General features: G+C 60.1%; 19 protein-coding genes. 13 read left to right on the top strand and 6 right to left on the bottom strand.

Annotated features, from left to right (window positions below):
- Together HYN24_RS12275 and HYN24_RS12270 are read right to left on the bottom strand one after the other, a co-directional pair.
- Nucleotides 1-795 (bottom strand): FimV family protein, encoded by a 795-nt coding sequence (locus HYN24_RS12275; RefSeq protein ID WP_117609517.1) that lies wholly within the window; start codon nt 793-795, stop codon nt 1-3.
- A complete protein-coding gene (locus HYN24_RS12270) occupies nt 723-1,652 on the bottom strand; it encodes a FimV family protein (RefSeq protein ID WP_162888728.1) in 930 nt (309 codons plus the stop codon). Before HYN24_RS12270 ends, HYN24_RS12275 begins: the two co-directional genes overlap by 73 nt.
- A 246-nt stretch (nt 1,653-1,898) precedes the next feature.
- Between HYN24_RS12270 and HYN24_RS12265 the strand changes: the two genes are divergently transcribed.
- The gene (locus HYN24_RS12265; RefSeq protein WP_117609515.1) at nt 1,899-2,600 is read left to right on the top strand and encodes a fumarylacetoacetate hydrolase family protein; all 702 of its coding nucleotides are present in this window, start codon (nt 1,899-1,901) and stop codon (nt 2,598-2,600) included.
- A 77-nt stretch (nt 2,601-2,677) separates the two neighbouring features.
- Here HYN24_RS12265 and paaK read toward each other — a convergent pair whose 3' ends face one another.
- Entirely contained in the window at nt 2,678-3,973 is a 1,296-nt protein-coding gene (gene paaK, locus HYN24_RS12260) for a phenylacetate--CoA ligase PaaK (protein WP_117609514.1), read from the bottom strand.
- A 116-nt stretch (nt 3,974-4,089) separates the two neighbouring features.
- On the opposite strand from paaK, the gene HYN24_RS12255 reads away from it, so the two are divergent.
- The 12 genes from HYN24_RS12255 (at nt 4,090) to HYN24_RS12200 (ending at nt 17,524) form a co-directional block, all read left to right on the top strand.
- Nucleotides 4,090-5,448, top strand: a complete 1,359-nt coding sequence (locus HYN24_RS12255; protein ID WP_117609513.1) for an MATE family efflux transporter — start codon at nt 4,090-4,092, stop codon at nt 5,446-5,448.
- A 136-nt stretch (nt 5,449-5,584) separates the two neighbouring features.
- Nucleotides 5,585-6,745: an ADP-forming succinate--CoA ligase subunit beta gene (gene sucC / locus HYN24_RS12250; RefSeq protein WP_117609512.1), complete on the top strand. Its 1,161-nt coding sequence runs from the start codon at nt 5,585-5,587 to the stop codon at nt 6,743-6,745.
- Between the two features lie 11 nt (nt 6,746-6,756).
- Nucleotides 6,757-7,650 carry a succinate--CoA ligase subunit alpha gene (sucD, locus tag HYN24_RS12245; RefSeq protein ID WP_117609511.1) on the top strand — a complete coding sequence of 298 codons (894 nt, stop codon included), beginning with the start codon at nt 6,757-6,759 and terminating at the stop codon, nt 7,648-7,650.
- 64 nt (nt 7,651-7,714) lie between these two features.
- On the top strand, nt 7,715-8,416 hold the full coding sequence (locus tag HYN24_RS12240; RefSeq protein ID WP_117609510.1) for a TerC family protein: 702 nt from the start codon (nt 7,715-7,717) through the stop codon (nt 8,414-8,416).
- 9 nt (nt 8,417-8,425) lie between these two features.
- A complete protein-coding gene (locus HYN24_RS12235) occupies nt 8,426-9,382 on the top strand; it encodes an ornithine cyclodeaminase family protein (protein WP_117609509.1) in 957 nt (318 codons plus the stop codon).
- 202 nt (nt 9,383-9,584) lie between these two features.
- Nucleotides 9,585-10,406, top strand: coding sequence for a Stp1/IreP family PP2C-type Ser/Thr phosphatase (locus tag HYN24_RS12230; RefSeq protein WP_117609508.1), 822 nt, complete (start codon nt 9,585-9,587; stop codon nt 10,404-10,406).
- Nucleotides 10,407-10,421: 15 nt separating this feature from the next.
- A complete protein-coding gene (locus HYN24_RS12225; RefSeq protein ID WP_117609507.1) occupies nt 10,422-11,126 on the top strand; it encodes an FHA domain-containing protein in 705 nt (234 codons plus the stop codon).
- Nucleotides 11,127-11,240: 114 nt separating this feature from the next.
- Nucleotides 11,241-12,008: a 3',5'-cyclic-nucleotide phosphodiesterase gene (locus HYN24_RS12220; protein WP_117609506.1), complete on the top strand. Its 768-nt coding sequence runs from the start codon at nt 11,241-11,243 to the stop codon at nt 12,006-12,008.
- A 13-nt stretch (nt 12,009-12,021) separates the two neighbouring features.
- On the top strand, nt 12,022-13,608 hold the full coding sequence (locus HYN24_RS12215) for an HD family phosphohydrolase (RefSeq protein WP_117609505.1): 1,587 nt from the start codon (nt 12,022-12,024) through the stop codon (nt 13,606-13,608).
- A 99-nt stretch (nt 13,609-13,707) separates the two neighbouring features.
- On the top strand, nt 13,708-15,426 hold the full coding sequence (locus HYN24_RS12210) for a PglL family O-oligosaccharyltransferase (RefSeq protein ID WP_117609504.1): 1,719 nt from the start codon (nt 13,708-13,710) through the stop codon (nt 15,424-15,426).
- 269 nt (nt 15,427-15,695) lie between these two features.
- A complete protein-coding gene (locus HYN24_RS16310; protein WP_117609503.1) occupies nt 15,696-16,040 on the top strand; it encodes a prepilin-type N-terminal cleavage/methylation domain-containing protein in 345 nt (114 codons plus the stop codon).
- A gap of 173 nt (nt 16,041-16,213) precedes the next feature.
- Entirely contained in the window at nt 16,214-17,524 is a 1,311-nt protein-coding gene (locus HYN24_RS12200; protein WP_162888727.1) for an O-antigen ligase, read from the top strand.
- Nucleotides 17,525-17,526: 2 nt separating this feature from the next.
- Here HYN24_RS12200 and HYN24_RS12195 read toward each other — a convergent pair whose 3' ends face one another.
- Genes HYN24_RS12195 through HYN24_RS12185 form a run of 3 tightly spaced genes read right to left on the bottom strand, consistent with a single transcriptional unit; the run spans nt 17,527 to nt 21,594 of the window.
- Nucleotides 17,527-18,990 carry a CYTH and CHAD domain-containing protein gene (locus HYN24_RS12195; RefSeq protein ID WP_117609501.1) on the bottom strand — a complete coding sequence of 488 codons (1,464 nt, stop codon included), beginning with the start codon at nt 18,988-18,990 and terminating at the stop codon, nt 17,527-17,529.
- Nucleotides 18,987-20,909: an EAL domain-containing protein gene (locus HYN24_RS12190; protein WP_117609500.1), complete on the bottom strand. Its 1,923-nt coding sequence runs from the start codon at nt 20,907-20,909 to the stop codon at nt 18,987-18,989. Before HYN24_RS12190 ends, HYN24_RS12195 begins: the two co-directional genes overlap by 4 nt.
- A 10-nt stretch (nt 20,910-20,919) precedes the next feature.
- Entirely contained in the window at nt 20,920-21,594 is a 675-nt protein-coding gene (locus HYN24_RS12185; RefSeq protein WP_117609499.1) for a transglutaminase-like cysteine peptidase, read from the bottom strand.
- Between the last annotated feature and the right edge of the window lie 102 nt (nt 21,595-21,696).

The raw sequence follows: 21,696 nt of genomic DNA, 5'->3' as shown, positions 1-21,696 counted from the left end.
TCAGGCCGGACGGGTGCAGCCGTAGCCCTGTTCGAGAATCCGCATGAGCAAGACGATTTCCTCGACAACTTCGAGCGGGAAGCCGTTCCGCTGACCAGCCCTGGTGTCGCTGATGAGGCCAAGGAGGTAATCGAGGCAGGCTTGGGTTCCCCACTGAGAACTCGTCTGCTGGACGATGTGCGGGTAATCCTCAAGGTCTTTGAGGCCGGAAATCGGTGTGCTGGAATCACTCCATACCGGGATGCTGGCATTGAAACGGCTGTGCATTTTCTCGGCCAGTGCCTCGAACTCCTGGCGCATTCCGCCGCGCCGGTAGAGATCAAGGAGCATGCTCCAGGGTTGGATGCTCTTCGGTAGATTTTCGTCGACGTATTCGGCCAGGGTGTCGGCAGCGCCGCGGACGCGACCGAACGCGAGCATGATTTCAGCCAGTTCGATGACCGAATATTCGTCCTCGATCGTGATGTCCACAATGCCCGGTTCGCTGGCCGGGGCAAGCGACTCTTCCTGGCGCGGCTGGACTGGCATGGGGGGGGTAGCGGCCGGCATTGGCGTTGGTGTGGTGGTGTCGACAATACTGAACACCACGCCGGTTTTGACTGCTTCGGCGGCATTTTCCTTTACCGGCTCTGGAATGGTGTGCGGGGTGGTCAGGGCGAGCGGTATCTGGTCGGTCCCCGGTGACGGCTGGCGTCGCCCGAAGTACTGGGCCAGGCCAATCGTTATGGCGGCGCCGAGGCCGGCGCTAAGGAGAAGTTCCAGCCAGTTGGTTTTTTGTTGAGCCTGGCTTGCCACGGGTGCCGCGCTGATCGTCGGTCCTTCGGTCTGTCGGGGGGGGGCAGGGTCTCGGCCAGTTTCAGTTTTTCCTGGGCGGCGATGGCCTGGCTGGTCAGTTCCAGCGCCTTGTCCATCTTTTCGATTTCCTGGGTCAGCAAGTGCAGCGTGGTTTCCAGGCGAAGGATCCGTTCTTCGGCGCTGTTCCGCGTGGCCGCCTCGCTGGCCGGTCCACGGCCTGGTGCGATGTCTTCCGGGGCAGCGCCCAGACGTACCTGATCGATTCCCCGGGCCGTTGCCGGGGCCATCGGCTTGGTCTTGGGACGAGGTGGTGAAGGCTTCTTTTGCGGCGTGTCGGGTGATACGGATGCCGGTCGACTGGTGGCTTCCTTGGCTATCCCGCTACTACGGTTGCGTTTTGGAATGCGGACGACATCTCCGGCATTGAGCGGAATCTCGGGCGACAGATCGGGATTGGCGCGTTTCAGGGCGGCGAGCAGGCGCTGCCGTTCGGCCAGATTTTGCGGGCCCTGAGCATCGGCAATATCCTCGAGGGTGTCGCCATCGCGGGCATGCCATTCGTTCAGCTTGCCCGGGGTTACGGGAGGCAGGTCGGCGCTCGGGCTGGCTTCGGCCAGCATGAAGGGCGCTTCCGGCATCACGAGGTAATCACGGGTGACGTCATAGCCGCAGCCGGCTTGCACGGCAAGGGCAAAAATCGGCTCGGAGATCGGTCGGCTACCGAAGATTTGCAGGATATAAGCCTGCCCGCGCCGGATCAGTCGGGTCTTGGCCGCGGTAATCACCGGCAGGTCGCTGCCGGGCATGGGGGCCAGGGAAAAACAGGCGGTGCCTGGTGACTCGCCTTCTTTAACCAAAATGGGCAATTCCGCCCGAAGTGATTCCCCGATTCGCGACTGAAGCGAGAGTTCCCCGAGTCCAATGGCGTTCCCTGTTCCTGGAGCGAGGGCTGCGGTCAGTGCGACAATGCCTATCAGTTTGCTTGTCATGATGCTTTCACTGCCAAATTTGGTTTTATGTTTTTTTTGAATCTACCACTTTTGTATGGCGTGTCTGTGAAATATTGCACATTTTTGCGTGTTGATTTTTATGAAAGTTGCCCAATGAACACAGTGTTCGCTCCTTATCCTGTAACCGCCTTGCCGGTACTTGGTGTCAATCAGGGCTTTCCCGTTCGGCGGATTTTTTGCGTCGGCCGCAATTACGCCGACCATGCCCGCGAGATGGGGGCCATTGATCAGGCAGAAGGGCGTGAGCCCCCATTTTTCTTTACCAAGCCGGCCGATGCAGTGGTTGGCGGGGCGGGCGAGAACAGCGTGGCTTACCCGCCACTGACCAGCAATCTGCACCATGAGGTCGAGATGGTCGTGGCGCTCGGGGCGGGCGGGGCGAATGTGACGGTCGAGGCGGCCAATGCCCTGGTTTTTGGCTATGCCGTCGGTCTCGATCTGACCCGGCGGGACATGCAGGCGCGGGCGAAGGAAAAGAGCCATCCCTGGGATATGAGCAAGGGCTTCGACCAGTCGGCGGTGCTAGGGCCGATCTGTCCGGTGGCGTCGGGCGGTCATCCTGTGGCCGGGCGCATCTGGCTGACAGTGAATGGCCAACTGCGCCAGAGCGGCGACCTGTCGGCCATGATGTGGAAGGTGCCGGAGGTTATTGCCAACCTGTCGACGATGGTCCGCCTCGAAGCGGGTGACCTGATCTACACCGGAACCCCGGCCGGGGTCGGGCCGCTGCTCAGAGGCGACGTGCTGGAAGGGGGCGTCGACGGCGTTGGCACGCTACGCGCCCGGATTGTTTAGGTGGACGCCCGCGCTAGCGCGGGTCATGGTCCTGTCTGGTCAATGCCTTTTCGAAACGGTTAGGCTTGCGCGATGCCTTACTTTGGGCGCTTGTCGATGATCCGCCGGGCTTTGCCGATCGAGCGTTCGACGCCGCCTTCCTCGACGATGTCGATCTTGGCCGAGATGCCGATGTAGGACTTGATATGGTGTTGCAGGTCGTGCGCCACGAATTCCTTTTCCGGGCCGCTGGCAAACTGGAACTCGGGCTTCAGTTCGACATTGACCTTCATCGTGTCGAGGTGGCCGTCGCGGCTGACTTCGATGATGTAGTGCGGTGACAGCTTCGGCTGCCTGAGGATCAGTTCCTCGATCTGCGATGGGAAGACATTGACGCCGCGAATGATCAGCATGTCATCGGAGCGCCCGGTGATCTTGCCGATGCGGCGCATGTTGCGCGAGGTTGGTGCGAGCAGGCGGGTCAGGTCGCGGGTGCGGTAGCGGATGACCGGCATCGCCTCCTTGGTCAGCGAAGTAAAGACCAGTTCGCCCTGACTGCCTTCGGGCAGCACTTCGCCGGTGATCGGGTCGATGATTTCGGGATAGAAATGGTCTTCCCAGATGACCGGGCCGTCCTTGCTTTCGACACATTCGTTGGCGACGCCCGGGCCGATTACTTCCGACAGACCGTAGATGTCGATGGCGTCGATGCCGAATACGTTCTCGATTTCACCACGCATGGCGTCGGTCCACGGTTCTGCCCCGTGTATGCCAATGCGGAGCTCGGTGCTGCGTGGATCGATGCCCTGGCGGCGGAACTCGTCGGCGATGTTGAGCATGTAGGAGGGGGTGACCATGATGATGTTGGGCTTGAAGTCGCAGATTAGCTGGACCTGCTTTTCGGTTTGCCCACCGGACATCGGAATCACCGTGCAGCCCAGTTTTTCGGCGCCGTAATGGGCCCCCAGACCGCCGGTAAACAGTCCATAGCCGTAGGCGACATGGACGATGTCGCCGGGCCGGCCGCCGGAAGCGTAGATCGAGCGGGCAATCAGGTCGGCCCAGGTGTCAATGTCCTTTTGCGTGTAGCCAACCACCGTCGGCTTGCCGGTGGTGCCGCTCGACGCATGAATGCGCGCCACCTTCTGACGCGGCACGGCGAACATGTTGTAGGGGTAGTTGTCGCGCAGATCCTGCTTGGTGGTGAATGGAAACTTGCTGAGATCGGCCAGCGACTCGAGGTCGTCGGGATGGACGTCGGCAGCGTCGAACTTGGCCCGGTAGTAAGGCACGTTGTCGTAGACGTGCTTGAGCGTCCACTTCAGGCGCTCGGTTTGCAAGGCGACGATTTCGTCGCGGCTGGCGTTTTCTATGGCGTGCAGGCCGTGTTTCATGGTTTTCCCCCTCGAGAACCATAAATTTTCATCGGTCTGCGTTGTTGGCGGGTTGAGGCAGATCAATCGGGCGGATTTTTGTCCAGGCCCGATCTCGGCAATCGGGCGCGGCGGACATGCGACAATCCTGCCCCATGTTCCGCGTAGCCGCCCGTGGCCTGATGGCCCATGCCCTTCCGATTCTGATCGCCCAACTGTCGTCGATCGGCATGATGGTGGTCGACACCGCCGTGCTGGGCCATGTCAGTTCGCTTGACCTCGCCGCCGTGGCCATTGGCGGGGGTATTCACGTTTCGGTGGTCTTTGCACTGGTGGGAATATTGCAGGCGGTGACGCCAGTTGTCGCTCACCTGCACGGCGCCGGGCGCGACGACGAAGTGGCCGGTGTTCTGCAGCAAGGGTTCTGGCTGGCCCTGACGCTGGCGGTGCCGGGCATTCTTTTGCTGACCCATCCGGGGGCTGTGCTCGGCCTGGCGAGCATGGATGCCGTGGTCGAGGTCAAGGTTCGACAATACCTCGCCCTGCTCGCCTGGGGGCTGCCAGCCGCCCTGTGCTACCGGACTTTCTACGCCTTCTGCAATGCCCTGGGCAAGCCCCGGGTGCTGATGGGCATCGGCGTCATCAGTCTTGGCCTGCACGCCGTCCTGGCCTGGGGCTTCGCCCTCGGGGGCTGGCTCGGCGAATCGCTCGGGGTGGCCGGGTGCGCCCTGTCCAATGTGCTGATCGGCTGGCTGGCTTGCGCCAGCGCTGCTGCCTACCTCGCTTTCGGGCCGCTCGGCCGGCGCTATCAACCGTTTTCCGGGTGGCAGTTGCCGAACTGGACGGCCTGGCGGGAGTTGCTTCGGATCGGCGTGCCCATGGGTCTGTCCAATCTGGTCGAAATTACCTCGTTCACGCTCATTGCGCTGTTCGTCGCATCGCTCGGCGCGACCGTGGTGGCCGGGCATCGCATCGTCGCCAATCTGTCGGCCCTGGTCTATATGCTGCCGCTGTCGCTCGGTATCGCCACCATGGCCGCCGTTGGCCAGGCTGCCGGCGCCCGCGACAGCCGGCGGGCGAGGGCGGCGATACGGGCCGGGCTGATCCTCGCCGGGGCCTCGTCGTCGGCCATTGGTCTACTCCTCTGGCTACTTGCCGAGCCGCTGGTCGCCGCATATACCGATGATCTGGCCGTACGGTCGGTGGCCCTGGGGCTGATTGGCTATGTCGCCATCTACCAGTTCTTCGACGCCCTGCAGACTGTTGCGGGGCATGTTCTGCGGGCCTATCGGGTGACCTTCGTGCCGATGCTGGTGCAGACCTTCTGTTTTTGGGGCGTCGGTTTGCTGGGCGGTTCGTGGCTTTGCTACCGCTGGACAACGCCGCTCGGCGTCGCTGGATTCTGGCTGGCTGCCGTGATAAGCCTGCTGCTTGCGGCAATGCTGTTGCTGCCGTTGCTGCACAGGGTGCTCAAGGCGAACGAATCAAGGCTGTAATTATGAATTTCGGGCTGCAAAGATTTTAGGGGTATGTGGTAACATTTTATGTTCAAGCCGGTATAACCGGGCGGGGTCGGGGGAAAGTTCGGCCACTGCTCATTGCTCGCAACTCAACTAAACGCAAGGAAAGCGCATGAAAATTCACGAATATCAGGGCAAACAACTCCTGAAGAAATTCGGCGTTACGGTTCCGCGCGGGATTCACTGCACGACCGTCGAAGACGCAGTCAAGGCAGCCGAAACCCTGGGCGGCAAGGTCTGGGTCGTCAAAGCCCAGATTCACGCTGGTGGCCGTGGCAAGGGTGGTGGCGTCAAAGTCGCTACGTCGCTCGAAAAAGTGCGCGAATACGCCGGCCAGATCCTCGGCATGCAGCTGATCACGCACCAGACCGGTCCGGAAGGCCAGAAGGTTCGTCACCTGCTGATCGAAGAAGGTGCCGACATCCAGCACGAATACTATGTTGCTGCGCTGACCGATCGCGCTACCCAGTCCGTCGCCATCATGGCCTCGTACGAAGGCGGCATGGATATCGAGGAAGTCGCCCACAAGACCCCGGAAAAGATCGTCAAGGTTTTCGTTAACCCGCTGGTCGGCCTGACCGACGAGCAGGCCATGACCCTTTCCAAGGGCATGGGCATGAACGAAGCCTCGATTCCGCAGTGTATCGACACGCTCAAGAAGCTTTACACCTGCTACATGGAAACGGACGCTTCGCTGGCCGAAATCAATCCGCTGATCCATGAAGGCGACGGCACCGTCAAGGCCATTGACGCCAAGTTCAACTTCGACTCCAACGCCCTCTACCGTCAGGAAGAGATCGTCGCCATGCGCGACCTGGACGAAGAAGATGCTGACGAAATCGAAGCCTCCAAGTTCGATCTGGCCTACATCTCCCTCGATGGCAACATCGGCTGCCTGGTCAATGGTGCCGGTCTGGCCATGGCTACCATGGACACCATCAAGCTGTTCGGCGCCGAGCCGGCCAACTTCCTCGACGTCGGCGGTGGCGCCACGACCGAGAAGGTCACCGAAGCTTTCAAGATCATGCTCAAGAACACCAAGGTCAAGGGCATCCTGGTCAACATCTTCGGCGGCATCATGAAGTGCGACACCATCGCCGCCGGCGTCGTGGCCGCAGCCAAGGAAACCAAGCTCAGCGTGCCGCTCGTCGTGCGTATGAAGGGTACCAACGAAGATATGGGCAAGCAGATCCTCAAGGATTCCGGTCTGCCGATCATCTCTGCCGATTCCATGGCCGAAGCCGCCACCAAGATCGTTGCTGCGGTCAAGTAAGGAGCTATTGAATGTCCATTTTCATCAATAAGAACACCCGCATCATTACCCAGGGCATTACCGGCAAGACCGGCCAGTTCCACACGGAAAAGTGCCAGGAATACGCGAACGGCAAGGAATGTTTCGTTGCTGGCGTGAACCCGAAGAAGGCCGGCGAGTCCATCTTCAATATTCCTATCTACGCCTCCGTCAAGGAAGCCGCTGCCGAAACCGGTGCCACCGTTTCCGTCATCTACGTGCCGCCCCCGGGTGCTGCCGCTGCGATCTGGGAAGCCGTTGAAGCCGACCTCGATCTGGCCATCTGTATTACCGAAGGCATCCCTGTTCGCGACATGCTCATCCTGCGCAACAAGATGAAGGAAAAGGAAGCCAAGGGCGGCAAGAAGACCCTTCTCCTCGGCCCGAACTGCCCCGGCCTGATCACCCCGGACGAAGTGAAGATCGGCATCATGCCGGGTCACATCCACCGCAAGGGTCGCATCGGCGTCGTGTCGCGTTCCGGCACCCTGACCTACGAAGCCGTTGGCCAGCTGACCGAAATCGGTCTCGGCCAGTCGTCTGCCGTCGGTATCGGTGGTGACCCGATCAACGGTCTGAAGCACATCGACGTCATGAAGGCGTTCAACGACGATCCGGATACCGACGCCGTCATCATGATCGGCGAAATCGGTGGTCCTGACGAAGCCGAAGCCGCCATGTGGTGCAAGGCCAACATGAAGAAGCCGATCGTTGGCTTCATCGCCGGTGTTACCGCCCCGGCCGGCAAGCGCATGGGTCACGCTGGTGCCTTGATTTCCGGCGGTGCCGACACGGCTGATGCCAAGCTCGCCATCATGGAAGAGTGTGGCTTCAAGGTGACGCGTAACCCGTCCGAAATGGCCAAGCTGCTCAAGGCCATGCTGTAAAATTCGAGCCTGGCTCAACCAGAAAAGGCGGGCTTGATGCCCGCCTTTTTTTCGCCCGGATTTTATGGAACTAGATATCACCTCTGCCGTTTTCTGGGTCGCTGTCGGCCAGATCATCCTGATCGACATCGTCCTCTCCGGCGACAACGCCGTGGTCATTGCCATGGCTTGCCGAAATCTGGCGCCGGAGCAGCGGCGCACCGGCATTTTCTGGGGTGTCGCCGGGGCCGTTAGCCTGCGCGTGGTGCTCACCGTCTTCGCTGCGCTGGTCATGAACCTGCCGTGGCTCAAGCTGGTCGGTGGCCTGCTGCTGGTCTGGATTGCCATTAAATTGATGCTGCCGGAAGATGAAGATGGCTGCGATATAGAGCCCTCGGCCCATCTGTGGGGGGCGGTCAAAACCATCGTCGTCGCTGATTTCGTGATGAGCCTCGATAACGTCATCGGGGTGGCCGGGGCGGCTCATGGCAGCCTGGCGCTGCTCCTCTTCGGGCTGGCCGTGAGCATTCCGCTGATTGTCTGGTCGAGCCAACTGATCCTCCACTGGATGGAGCGATTTCCCTCCATCGTCCTGCTTGGCGCGGCCTTGCTTGGTTTTGTGGCGGGCGAGATGATGCTCAGTGACGTCGGGGTCCTCGCCCTGCTGCCGCCACTTCCCGGTTGGGCAGCCAAGGCTGCCGGCACGGTCGGCGCCCTGCTGGTGGTCACCGTTGGTCGCTGGTTCGAGAGGCGGATTCTGGCTCGCCAGGATGTCACCATCGTTTAGGAGAAAGTTGTGGCCTTGTATCTTTCCGAAAGTGACGTCAAGCAACTGCTGACCGTCGACATGGTGCTGGAAGGGGTCGAGTCGGCCCACCGCGATCTGGCTAACGGTTTGGCGCTTGATACGCCGCGCGCCCGCACGCGTCTGCCGCAGACGGTTTTGCATATTCTCCAGGGTGGGCTACCAGCGCAGGGGGTGATTGGCTACAAGGCCTACACCAGCAACAAGAGCGGGAACCGCTTTCTGGTTCATCTGTTTGACGCGGCGAGCGGCTGTCTCAAGGCGGTCATCGAAGCCGATTATCTGGGCATGATGCGTACTGGCGCGGCCAGCGGTGTCGCCGCCCGCTGGCTGGCCCGTCCCGGTTCGACGGTGGCTGGCGTGTTTGGCGCCGGCTGGCAGGCCGAAGGCCATATTCGGGCGATCTGCGCGACGATGCCGCTGGAGCGGGTCAAGGTGTTCAGTCGCAAGGCGGACAAGCTGCGCGATTTTTGCCGCCGTCTCAGCGAGCAAACCGGCGTTGCCGTGGTCGCCGCCGAGAGTGCTGAGGATACTGTGCGCGGCAGTGATCTGATCGGCACCGTGACGACGGCGGCCCAGCCGCTGTTCGATGCGGCCTGGCTAGAGTCAGGCGTCCATATCAATGCGGCAGGTTCTAACTCGCTAATTCGTCAGGAGTTGTCGGAGGCGGCCATCAAGCGTTGCGACCTGATTACCGTCGATGCCGTGCCGACAGCCCTGGCCGAAGCCGGTGATCTGCTGCCCCTACTTGAAAAGGGTCGGCTGCATGCGCGACAGTTGGTTGAGCTGGGTGAGGTGATGGTCGGACGCCATGGTGGCCGGACATCGGCCGAGCAGATTACCCTGTTTGAATCACAGGGAATGGCCATTCAGGACCTTGCCGTGGCACTTCGCGTGCTGGCCGCGGCGGAGGCTGCTGGTCTCGGTCGGAAAATGTCAAAGGAATGATGTTTGACCGAAATGCAAGGACAGGTAAGAATGTCACGCTATTGTGTCTTCAACGCCAGTGCTGTCTGGCTATCGGCAGGGGAAAAATGTTTCGGGCTTTGTCGGAAAATGTCGGTCGGGCTTATACGGGGCATGCGGCTTCGTCGATGAGCCTCGTCCACATTCCGGCCCGGGCATTTCTTTTTTCGCGAGCACTTGACCGATGAAGTTGAGTGAGGCTCTCGAAGTCGTGACGCGCACCGATCCGGGCATGGTCCGTGGTCATAACGAAGACGCGCTCTTTGCCGACGCCAGTCTCGGTGTCGCCATACTGGCCGACGGCATGGGTGGCTATAACGCCGGTGAGGTCGCCAGCGGCCTGGCGACCACCCGGCTGGCCGCTGATCTGGCCAAAATCATCAATTCGTCCGTGGTTCAGGAGCAGGGGCTGAGCGATCCGGCCACCGTCGGCAATCACCTCGTCAATGAAGTCACCGCCACCAATCTGGCGATTTTCAATGCCGCCCAGAATTGCGCCGATTTTGCCGGGATGGGCACGACGCTGGTCATGGCCTTGTTTTACGATAACCGGATGAGCGTCGCCCATGTCGGCGATTCCCGCCTGTATCGCTTGCGTGGCCAATGTTTCGAACAATTGACGCGGGATCATTCCTTGTTACAGGAGCAACTGGACAGTGGCACGATCACCGCTGCCCAGGCCCGCTATTCGGAACACCGGAATCTGGTGACCCGGGCACTCGGGGTTGATCCTGAGGTCCAGGTTGACGTCAGCGATTTCGACGTGCGGGCTGGCGACATCGTGCTGCTGTGTTCCGATGGTCTCAATGAAATGGTGGACGACGAAGAGATTGCCATAACACTGCGCTCGCTCGGTAGTAATCTGGCACTGGCGGCGGATCATCTGGTTCATCAGAGCAATGCCTATGGCGGGCGGGACAATATCTCGGTCATACTGGTCAAGGTGGTGGGCGATTTTGCATCGCCCAAGGGGCGCTGGCAGCAGCTGGTCGCTCATTTGCAGTGATATGAGGCAGGCAAGATGGCAAAACTGATTCTTTCGATGGATGGTCTGGTGCTCAAGGAGATTCAGCTCAATCAGGAGCGTCTGAGTATCGGGCGCAAGCCGCAGAACGACATCCAGATCGACAATCTGGCGATTTCTGGCGAGCACGCCGTGGTTGTCACCATTCTGGCCGACTCGTTTCTCGAAGACCTCAACAGCACCAACGGTACGCTGGTGAACGGCCAGCCGATCAAGAAACACTTTTTGCGCAACAACGACGTCATTGAACTGGGCAAGTACAAACTGAAGTACATGGCCGATCTGCAAACCGGTGCCGCGGCCAGCGATTTTGAGAAGAATACGGCCATCCGTTCTGGCGTTTTGCGCCTGCCCTCAGAGCTTCAGCTGGCGCCCACCGAGTCGCCGACCCGTTCGAATATCGGTATGGCCTCCAATCCCAAGCCGCCGCAGCCCACGATGGCCGCCGCCATTCAGTTGCTCAACGGCCCGAACGCCGGCCGCGAACTTGAATTGACCAAGACCCTGACGACCCTGGGCAAGCCCGGACTGCAGGTGGCGGTGATTGCCAAGCGGCCGCACGGCTATTTCATAACCCATGTCGAAGGGGCGCAGTTCCCGGTCGTCAATGGCAAGCCGCTTGATGCCCAGGCTGTTCCGTTGGCTGACCATGACGTGATCGAGATCGCCGGCATCAAGATGGAGTTTTTCCTGCGTCACTGAGGCGGCTTTTTTGCCGGAGGCTGGGTGACTTCCTGAGTCGGGAGTTACAATCCGGTCAGGCGCGCTGTCGGCTGATCCGGCGGGCGGCCCAACTTTACGGCAGGCCCCAAAAGCATGAAGCTCAGTGTCCTCGGCTGCAGTGGCGGCATTGGTGGCAGACACCACCGCACCACCTCTTTTCTGGTTGATCACGACATCCTGATCGATGCTGGTACTGGCGTCGGCGAATTGTCGATTGCCGAGCTGACGTCAATCGATCATGTCTTTCTGACCCATGCCCATCTTGATCACATCGCTGCCCTGCCAATGATGATCGATACGGTGGCTGATCGCCGTGACCGGCCGCTCACCGTCTATGCGCCAGATGCTGTGCTCGACAGCCTGCGCCAGCACATTTTCAACTGGGCGATCTGGCCGGACTTTGCGGCCGTTCCGTCGGCCGAGAATGCCTTTCTGCGCTATCAAAGTATTAGCCTCGGGGAGCCAATCTTGCTGGCTGGGCGTGCTATTTCGGCCTTGCCGGCCGGCCATACCGTCCCCGCGGTTGGTTATCGCCTCGACTCCGGTGCAGCAAGCCTGGTTTTTTCTGGTGATACCGGCCCCTGCGATGCTTTCTGGCAGGCCGTCAATGCCATCCCAAACCTGCGTCACCTACTCATCGAGTGCGCTTTCCCCAACCGTGAATCCCGCCTGGCTGAGGTTTCGCGACATTACTGGCCGGACAGGCTGGCTGCCGAACTGAGTAAATTGACGCGTCCCTGCCAGATCCACATCTCGCACCTCAAACCCGGGCAGGTCGAGGCCACCATGGCAGAGATCACCCGCTGCCTGCAGCAGTTTTCCCCTGGCATGTTGCAAAACGGCCAGATCATCGAGTTCTGAGCGGACTCCTGCCATGGAAACCCTGGACGATCTCTTTCGCCGTCTTGACCAGCTCAACGATATCGGGGCGTCCCTGTCGAGCGAGCGCAATATCAGCCTGCTTCTCGAAAAGATTGTCATCGCCGCCAAACAGATCACCCGGGCCGATGGTGGCACCCTCTATCTGCTCTCCGATGACCGCCGGCATTTGCACTTCGAAATCGTGCGGACTAACTCACTGTGCCTGGCCTTCGGCGGAGCGAGCGGCATGCCGACTTCGGGCAAGTTTCCCGATCTGCCCCTGTATCGCGACGATGGCACCGCCAATAATGGCATGGTGGCTGCCTATGCCGCCATCACTGGCAATACCGTCAACATCGCCGACGCCTATCAGGCCGACGGGTTCGATTTCTCCGGCACCCGTCAGTTTGATGCCGGCACCGGCTATCGCTCGCAATCCTTTCTTACCGTTCCGATGAAAGACCATGAAGGCGAGATCATTGGCGTACTGCAACTGATCAATGCCCTCAACCCGACCACTGGCGGGGTGACCGAGTTTTCGCCCGCCGATCAGCGTCTGGCCGAATCGCTCGCCTCGCAGGCCGCCATTGCCTTGAGCAACCGGCAACTGGTGCAGCAACTCGAAGCCCTCTTCGAGTCCTTCATCAAGCTCATCAACTTGGCGATCGACGAAAAATCGCCCTACACCGGCGGCCACTGCCAGCGCGTCCCGGAGCTGACCATGATGCTGGCTGAAGCAGCCGCCGCGACCCGAGAAGGTCCGCTGGCCGACTTCAGACTGACCGACAAGGATCGCTACGAACTGCGCATCGCCGCGCTCCTCCATGATTGCGGCAAGGTCACGACGCCGGTGCATGTCGTCGACAAGGCGACCAAGCTGCAAACCATCTACGATCGCATCCACCTGATCGACACGCGCTTCGAGGTGGTCCGGCGCGATGCCGAGGTGCGCCAGTGGAAAAATGTCGCTGGTGGCATGGCGCCCGGTGATGCCGAGCGCGACTATCGCGCCTTCTGCGAAAAGCTTCTGGCTGACCGCGATATCCTCCGGCGGGCCAATATCGGCAGCGAAAAAATGTCCGATGAGGACATCGCCCATGTCCGGCGAATCGCCACCGACTATCGCTGGCGCAACGCCGATGGCGCGGATGTTCCCTTCCTGTCAGCAGACGAACTCGAAAACCTCAGCATCCGCGCCGGCACCCTGACCCGCGCCGAGCGCGACATCATCAACCACCATATCGTCGCCACCATCCGCATGCTGGAACAGCTCCCCTGGCCCAGGCATCTGAGAAATGTGCCGGAATACGCCGGCGGCCACCATGAGCGCATGGATGGCAAGGGCTACCCCAAGGGCCTCAAGCGTGAAGACATGAGTTGGCAGGCCCGGATCATGGGTATCGCCGACATCTTCGAAGCCCTCACCGCCAAGGACCGCCCCTACAAGGACGGCAAGCAACTATCCGATGCCCTGGCCATCCTCAACCGGTTTAGCCAGAACGGGCATATCGACCCGGATTTGCATGCGGTGTTTGTCGAGGGCGAGGTTTTCCGGCGCTATGCGGAACGGTTTCTTGAGGGGCGGCAGATTGATTGCTGAGTGGGCGCGGTGGAGGGCTGCCGCTGTGGTACGGTTCATCGGTTATGCATAATTTTTTCGGACTGTGTCCGGCCAACCTCTGACCAAGCGTATTCCCTCATGACTGAAATGCCTCCCCCCAAATCCGTTGTCGTGATGCCGCCAGTCATGCTGGCCGTTCTCGCCGTCTTCCTTTCCCTAGCCTGGCTGATTCCCAATCATACCCGGCCATGGCTGGCGTTTTACTCGGATGCCATTGCCGGTATTGTGTTGCTGGCGGTGGCAATGTGGGTATTGGTTCGCTCGCCGGGCAAGCTTGAACTGGTCGGTTTTGGCTTGTTTTTCATGCTGCTCGCCGCCGTCCCGTGGCTGCAGTTTGCCGGGGGCATTATTTATTCATCCGGAACGGCATGGATCAACTCGCTATACCTCCTCGGCTTCGCGCTCGCCATCTTTGCCGGGTGGCATTGGGAAAAGTCGACGCCTGGGCAATGTCTCGACTTTCTGTTTCTGGCGATCATTATTGGTGCGGCCGTGTCGGTCGGTATGCAGTTGATGCAATGGTTTCAGCTGTCGGTTGGGGGCCAATGGGTGATCGGCGCGGGTAAGGGTCGCTTCTATGCCAACATGGCGCAACCCAATCAGTTGGCGACCTTGCTGCTGATGGGCGTTGTCGGTGTGGCCTGGGGCTATGTGCGCAAGACCCTCGGGGCGGCGCTGGCTATCGCGCTAATTGTCTATCTGTTGTTCGGTGTGGTGCTGACCGAGTCGAGAACGGCCTGGCTGAATGTCATCGTTATTCTCGTCGGCTTGTACTTCTTTTGGGGCGAGAGCCGGCCAAAGCGCTTTAACCTCGCCTTGCTCGGCTTTGGTGTCTATTTCTTCGCCCTGAGTTTCAGCTTGCCGGCCATCAATGACTGGCTCTTTGGCGAGGCGGCTGTACATCGCCAACTGGCTGATCCCATCCGGCTGGCAATGTGGAAGAGCCTAGTTCCCGTACTTCTGGATCGACCCTGGTTTGGCTACGGCTGGGGGCAGATTACGGAGGCGGTCTTCGCAGCCAGAGACTTTCCAGTGACCGATGGAATGACCAAGCATTCCCACAACCTTGTGCTTGATCTCCTTTTGTATAACGGGTTGGTGCTTGGAGGGCTGATTCTGCTGGTTCTGGCCGGTACGTTTCGGCGTTTTGTGGCCAATCTGAGGCAGGGGAACTTCATCCTGCCGCTACTGGCGGTAGGCGTCGTTCTCGTTCACGCCATGCTTGAATTGCCGCTCCACTACGCTTACTTCTCGTTGCCGTGCGGCATGATGCTCGGGGTTCTGCTGCTGCGTGCCAAGGCGAAGGGCTACCTTGTTTGCCGAAAGTGGATCGGGTTGGGCGTAGTGCTGGTGGTTGTCTGTAGCGTGTGGGTCACCATCACCGATTGCCTTGAGGTTGAGCGAACCTATTACAACGTCTATTTTGGCCGTAAAGGGAAGGCGGTTCCGCCGGACATGCAGCCTGACTTGATGGTACTGACCCAGTGGGGTGAGCGGCTGGCGTTCGCCAATGCGATACCTGGGCGAGGGCTTTCTCCAAAGAGCTACGCCTGGATGAATGGTGTGCTGAGCGCAACGCCGGAGACATTTTTGATGTTTCAGCTAGCCCAGAATCTTGCGCTGAACGGGCGGCCAGAGGAGGCCAAAGAATGGCTGGGCAGAATATGCATAATGGCACCCAGTGGAATTATCCTGGATTTGGCCGAGCAGTGGAAAGCGGCGAAGGAAGCCAATGACTTTTACAGTATCGTCGATTGGAAACCATGCCTACACCGCCCCGTTGCAGCGAAAAGATGATACTTCATTGTTGAGGGTGGTTTGTTGAGAAGGGGTTCTCCGCTTGTGACATCTGACGAATTTCGTCTTGCTCGGGTGACGTAAATTGTCATTTTTTTGGGTGTTTTCGAACGCTATCCATTTTCTCGCTTGGTTAGTGTTTTTAATGTGCTGATTCAGAAGCTGTTTCGGGTTTTCTGGGTAAGTGCGAACTATTTCACGGACCTGGCATGAATACTGTTATAGGTAGACCAGCGGCTTTTCCGCCTTGTCATGCAAAGGAGATTCAAATGAAGAACGTGCAAAAAGGTTTCACCCTGATCGAACTGATGATCGTTGTTGCTATTATCGGCATTCTGGCTGCTGTGGCGCTCCCGCAGTATCGTACTTACACCCAGAAATCTGCTGATGCTGCTTGTCTGGCTGAGGCAACTGCTATCGCGCATGGTGCGGCAGCAGCAATCGCCAATAGCGACGCTTCTTTGTTGTCGACTACTCCTTTTTCAGCATGTAACAAGGCTGGCCCGACCGCTGTGCCGGCTCAGGGAACTACGGACACTTTCACTGCACCCCGCGGCACCCCGGGTAAGTCAATTTCTTGTAACTATGATGATGGCACCTGCAAGGTGAGCTAATTTCAGAAACTTAATAGGGGTCAGACCCCTATTTAAAAGGCCGGGGCGAATTACCCCGGCTTTTTTTATGCAGATTTGGTCGTGAATGCCCCGCAATGACGGAACAGTTAAAGATAAAAGCCCTATCAATCCTTGTGGCCTCGTCAGCTTTGCTGGCCGGTTTGGTTATTCTTGTGCCTCATCCTGACCTGACGTGGCACGACCAGCAGCGTCTGGGGCAGGTTGCCGTATTTACGTTGGCCTTGGTTGGGACTTTTCTGCTCCGTTCTTCGGCCATTGTTAGCTTTAATCGAATCTGGTTGTGGTCGGCCAATGGCATCCTTGTGCTGGGGGCTGTGTCCGCTGCTTGGGCATTACACCCTTTCTGGGCCGCCACCGAGTTGGCCTTGCTGGTGGCGAGTATCGGCCTCAGTGCCTTCATTTATATTCTCATGCGCCAATTCGGCAACCGGGCCGATCTGGTTTTGGGCAGCCTGTTGCGGCTCTTGCTGGCGAGCACGGTGTTCCAGTTTTACGTCTCATTTGTCTCGGCACTGGGGCATGCCGATCTTTTCTTCACCCCGATCAGTCTGCTCTACGGTTTTTCCAATGAGCGCTTCGAGGGGCAGTTTTTGACCCTGGCGATGCCCTTGCTCGGTGCCGTGCTATGCCTGCCCGGTGGCAGCGATATCCGCTATCCGCGCAGTTTTGATCTATTTCTGATGATCTCTCTGGCCGCGATGGTCTTCGTGGCCGGTACGCGTGGCACGATTGCCGCCTGGGTGGCGGTTGCCGTTCTGTTCTGGAGCTTGAAGGGCGGGGGGCGAGAGACGGCAAAGCGTATGTTCGTGGTCATGCTGCTCGGCTTCGCGCTGGCCTGGCTAATCTTGCATACGGTTTCGTGGGTGACCGGGCAGGTGGTCGATTATCGCTTTGCCGGCCAGCAGGTTTTTGGCTTGTCGCTGCGGGAAATTCTGTGGAAACACGCCTGGGCGACGATTGTTGAGCATCCCTGGCTGGGTGTCGGGCCGATGCATTTTGCTTCGTTGAAGAATTGGGTGGCGGCCCACCCGCATCAGGCGCTGTTGCAACTGGCCAGCGAGTGGGGCTTGCCGGCCTTTTTCATGATGATGGCTGCCGTGGTGGTCTGGCTGGTTAGGGTGTTTGGCGAGGTCAGGTTCCGTGATGGTATGGCCGGTGCTGATCTGCGCTGGGCCTTGCTCTTCGCCGTGCTGTCATCGATGGTGCAAAGCATGGTCGATGGCGTGCTGGTCATGCCTTATCCGCAGCTATGGCTGGCGATTACCTTTGGCTGGTGTTCAGCCCGTTGCTTGCCCCGGTTTCAGGGTGATGGCGTGAGGGTTCCGGTCTGGATTCCGCTATTGCTCTGGGGGGCGGCGAACCTCCTGCTGGTGACGGTGGCCGTGATGAGCTACCCCGATTTGGTCGGGGCGCCTGAGTATTGCGGCGGCGGGCCGCGTTTCTGGTGTAGCGGCCGGATTTAAGCTCAAGGCGTATGCTGTGCCAGCCAGGTGTTCAGCGATTCCGGTAGTTCGCTGACGAGCAATGCGTGCCGTCCCGATATCCAGCCATGAATCGGCCCCACCGGGCGTCCGGCCAGGGCTTCGGCGAGGAGGGTTTCGGCGGTGACGTGGTCGTTGATGAGACCGAGTTCGTCCTGTAGCTGGGCCAGCGCGGCGAGGTAGGGGCCGACTTTTCGTTCGGATAGCAGGGGGGTGAAGAACTCCAGCGTGTAGCGCAGCTTTTTGAAAGCAATACGCATTTTGTGCCGCTCTGCCGGGCTTAGTTCGGCGTGGCGCTGGGCCAGTCGGCGGGCCTTTTTGGCGTGGTTGGCGATCTGCTGGCGGGCGAACGCCTTGATCGGGATCGGCAGGGTATCGCCCAGGGTGTAGATGGCGGCGGTGAATTCGAGCAGCAGGCGCGGGTATTCGCTGACGGCAAGCAGGCCGGTGACCGATTTGCGGGCGCTGGTGGCGCGCCGCTGGCCGGCTTTGCGCAGGCGCTTGATGTCGCGGTTGTCGGGAAAGGCGGCGGCGATGGGGGGCAGGGTTTCGTCGAGGAAGACATCCCAGTTGCGCGTGTCGCCGAGTGCGCCGGCCAGGGTTTGCCAGGTTTGGCCGTAGGCGGCGACGAATTCGGGGGGCAGCACCGGAGCGAAGAGTTTGATGGCTGAACGCAGGCGGCGCAGGGCGACGCGGGCCTGGTGGATGAATTCCGGTTCGCCGCCGATCAGCAGGCCTTTTTCATTGCGCTGGAAGTGTTCCAGGCAGCCCAGGGCGACGCTGCGGAAGGCCTCGACCGGGGTCTGCTGGTCATTGATTGGTACCGGCTTGCTCTTGAACGGGCGGAGCGGTTCGTCGAGGAACAGGTTGTAGCCGCGCTCGGCCTTGCTGGCGATGGCCGGAAACAGGTCGAGGTTTTTCTGAAGTTGCCGGGTGAGGCCGAAGATGTCGTCGACGCGGCCGGAAAGCAATTCGAGTTCGATTTCGCAAATGGGCGTTTTACGGCCACGGCTTTCGATCTGGCCGCGGTCGATGGCCAGTTCAATCAGCGATTCGCCAAAGGGGACATGCCAGATTTGCCGTCGAAAGTCGGTGGTGAAAATTGGCTCGAACTGATGGGTGCGCCGCTCGAGAAAATTGCGGAAATCGGCATTGTCTACGTGGCTGAAATCGAATGTGCCCGGTGTGGCCGGGGCCTCCCATTCGCTGCGCATGGCCAGTCCACCGCTGGCCGGTTCGGCTGATTTGACCGTACATAGCCAGATCCAGCCCTTCTTGCGAAAGCGGACGGCAACCCGCCGGGCGTGCAATTCAAGGGATGGCGTGTCGAAATAGGTGTTGAGCAGATGCTGCTTCTGTGCCGGGATGTCGGCAAGCAGGGGGTGTTCGGCCAGCTTTTTCGCGGCCTTCGGGCTGAGCTGAAGCTTCAGTTCGATTTCGGTACTCATCGTTCCTTCCTCGGGACAGCCGGTCCGGTCGCGCCATCGAAGCCCAGTTCGGGCAGGATGGCCAGTTCCCCGGCGCTCTGCACGCCCTCGGCGATGACCGTCAGGCCGATATTATGCGCGATGCTGCACAGGCCCTTGATGAAAGTCTGGTTACCGGTCTGGCTATCGATGGCCCGGATGAAGCTGCCGTCTACCTTGAGGTAATCGAGGCCAATGCCGTGCAGGCGGCCGATTTCGCTGAACTGGCGGCCGAAGTGCTCGATGCCGAGACGGCAGCCGAGCGGACGCATGGCGTCACAGAAAGCATGGAAGGCATTGAAGTGCTTGAAGACGCCAATCTCCGATACTTCCAGCCAGAGACGGGGGGCCAGATCCTTGCGGGCGGCAATCAGGGCGAAAAGCCGGTTACGGAAGGTGGCGTCCATAATCGACTCGCCTGACAGGTTGACCGCCACCGCAAGGGCACCGGCAGCAACCCGCTCGATGGCCAGCCGGGCTGCTGCCAGATCGAGTTCGGAAGTCATCGCCAGGCGGGCTGCCATGGGCATGAAGCTGCCGGCGGCCAGCCATTCGCCGCCTTCGGTGGTTTGCAGGCGCAGCGGACATTCGAGATGGAGCAACTGGCCGCCATAGCCGGCCACCGGGAAGTCGATCAGGCGCAGGCGCTGGGCCTGGATGGCGCCATCGAGCAGCTTTTTCCAGTCGGCGCTGGAAGTCGGCTGTTGTTCGTCGTAGCTGTCGGCCCGACACCAGCCCAGCCCGCTCTCGGTTTCCGCTGAGGCTAGCGCTGCATCGACACCGGCCAGCAGTTTGGCCATGCCCTGATTGTGCTGATAGCTGCTGCTGGCGACGTAGCCGATCCGCTCGCCGTCAATTTGACCGGCCGCCACCAGGTCGTTGAGGGCGTGGAGGAGTATTTCAGCGTACGGCGCGGGGTTGAGCACCCCCGGCAGAAGCAGCGCAAAATCGGCACCGTTCAGGCGGGCGGCGGCCGCGTTCGGCTTTTCCTCGATCAGCCCGTTCAGGGTGCTGCCGATGCGACGGAGGACTTCGTCGGCCATTTCGCGCCCGGCCCGCTTGTTGATGCCGGCCAGGTCGGCGAGGCGCAGAAGGACGAGTGAGCCGGACGGTGGTGCGTCATCATCGCTGAGGGCGGCCGCCAGCTGGTTCATGAAAAAGGCGCGGTTGGCCAGCCCGGTTACGCTGTCGTGGTTGGCTTCACGGCGTAGTTGCTCGAGACGCGCAGCTTCTTCGGCAAACATCGCCTTGAGCCGTTCGACCATGGCATTCATCGCCCTGGCCAGGCTTTTCAGTTCGGGCGTCGACGGTTCGCTGATCGTCGTGAAGCGACGTTCGCTGATTGCTTTCGCCTGCCCGACGACAGCGTCGAGCGGCCGCCGGATGCGGCCGAGGAACTCCATGCCGAGCAAACCGACCAGAATCCCGCCAATGGCAAACCAGCCGAGCAACTGCAGCGCGCCCCACCACAGTTCGGTGTAGGCAAAGCTGCTGTGGCTGATCAGTTCGATCGTGCCAAACTGGTTCCAGCCCGACGAAACCTGGGCTTGTCCCGGCTTTGACTCAATCGGCAAAAGGCGGATGAACCACTCGGGAACATTGCGCCCGGCATTTTGCGGCCCGGCCTTCTCGATCATTGTCTTGCCGTCCGGGTCGGTCAGGCGAACCAGCGCGTACTGGCCGCTGTCGAATACTGCAGAAATCTGCAGTTCGATGGTGACCGGGTCCTTGTCGAGTTGCGACATGGCCAGCGCCAGGGTGGCAGCGTTGTCGTTGTTCTTGATGGCTAGCTGGCGCTCCAGATAATGGCGGGCCGTCAGCGTGCTGACGACCATGCTGCCGGTAAAGGCGATCACCGCGCTGGCGATGACCGCAAGCCAGAGTTGTCGGAATAAGGACATGTCGATTACCTCACTGGAAGCCTTCAGCGCGTGCCCGGGCCAGCAAATCCTGCCAGCGCGAGAGACTGCTCGTGCTGGCGTTATTGCCGGTGCCCTGCCACAGCCCCGCGCTGTTGAAACTGAAAATGGGGGAAAGATCGCTGCGCCGCGAGGCGGGCAGTATCTGCGGGTTCAGATTGTCGAGAATGAGCGGAACTGCCGTCGGTGTGGCGTAATAGGCCAGCACCATGTGGGCCTGCAGGAAGGTTCCGGCCGGGCCGGTCTGCGCGGCCTTGACATAGACCAAACGAAGCTTGTTGATGGGAATGCCGAGATCAAGCAGCGAATAGTATTTGGCGATGGCGAAGTCCTCGCAGTCGCCGCTCCCCTGGCCGAAAAGCTCAAGCGGGGTGGCCCAGTAGTCGCTCTTGCCCCACACCGACATGTCGTCGTCAAAGGTGATACGCTGATTGATGAAATCGTTGACCCGACGTAGCTTCTCTGTTTCCGAGGCCTTGCGCCCGTCGCCCAGCATCCGCTGCCAGTCGAGCAGCAAGGGCGCACGGTCGGCACCAAAGCGGCTGACCAGGGCTTGTTGCAGCCGCTCGAAGTCGACGCCGATGGCCAGACGCAGGCCACTCAGCGAAAGCAAGCCAATGGCGACGACGATGGTCAACAAACGGAGCAGCGCAGATTTATTACGCAATGGACGCGTCAAGTCGTTGAATTGTTTAGAGAGAAATGTCGGATATTTCACATTCGTCCGGCGGCGTGTATTTATAATCCGGCCACAAACATAGTGGATTAT

The sequence above is a fragment of the Dechloromonas sp. HYN0024 genome, assembly GCF_003441615.1.
Taxonomy (GTDB): Bacteria; Pseudomonadota; Gammaproteobacteria; order Burkholderiales; family Rhodocyclaceae; genus Azonexus.
Note: the sequence above shows the minus strand (reverse complement) of the source record. Positions and strands in the feature narration are given on the sequence as shown.

Excerpts from the sequence above, each read along its gene's own strand:
- sucC (WP_117609512.1), top strand. The coding sequence starts at position 5,585 with ATGAAAATTCACGAATATCAGGGCAAACAACTCCTGAAGAAATTCGGC.
- HYN24_RS12255 (WP_117609513.1), top strand. The coding sequence starts at position 4,090 with ATGCGACAATCCTGCCCCATGTTCCGCGTAGCCGCCCGTGGCCTGATG.
- sucD (WP_117609511.1), top strand. The coding sequence starts at position 6,757 with ATGTCCATTTTCATCAATAAGAACACCCGCATCATTACCCAGGGCATT.
- HYN24_RS12195 (WP_117609501.1), bottom strand. The coding sequence starts at position 18,990 with ATGAGTACCGAAATCGAACTGAAGCTTCAGCTCAGCCCGAAGGCCGCG.
- HYN24_RS12240 (WP_117609510.1), top strand. The coding sequence starts at position 7,715 with ATGGAACTAGATATCACCTCTGCCGTTTTCTGGGTCGCTGTCGGCCAG.
- HYN24_RS12210 (WP_117609504.1), top strand. The coding sequence starts at position 13,708 with ATGACTGAAATGCCTCCCCCCAAATCCGTTGTCGTGATGCCGCCAGTC.
- HYN24_RS12220 (WP_117609506.1), top strand. The coding sequence starts at position 11,241 with ATGAAGCTCAGTGTCCTCGGCTGCAGTGGCGGCATTGGTGGCAGACAC.
- paaK (WP_117609514.1), bottom strand. The coding sequence starts at position 3,973 with ATGAAACACGGCCTGCACGCCATAGAAAACGCCAGCCGCGACGAAATC.
- HYN24_RS16310 (WP_117609503.1), top strand. The coding sequence starts at position 15,696 with ATGAAGAACGTGCAAAAAGGTTTCACCCTGATCGAACTGATGATCGTT.
- HYN24_RS12225 (WP_117609507.1), top strand. The coding sequence starts at position 10,422 with ATGGCAAAACTGATTCTTTCGATGGATGGTCTGGTGCTCAAGGAGATT.
- HYN24_RS12230 (WP_117609508.1), top strand. The coding sequence starts at position 9,585 with ATGAAGTTGAGTGAGGCTCTCGAAGTCGTGACGCGCACCGATCCGGGC.
- HYN24_RS12190 (WP_117609500.1), bottom strand. The coding sequence starts at position 20,909 with ATGTCCTTATTCCGACAACTCTGGCTTGCGGTCATCGCCAGCGCGGTG.
- HYN24_RS12265 (WP_117609515.1), top strand. The coding sequence starts at position 1,899 with ATGAACACAGTGTTCGCTCCTTATCCTGTAACCGCCTTGCCGGTACTT.
- HYN24_RS12215 (WP_117609505.1), top strand. The coding sequence starts at position 12,022 with ATGGAAACCCTGGACGATCTCTTTCGCCGTCTTGACCAGCTCAACGAT.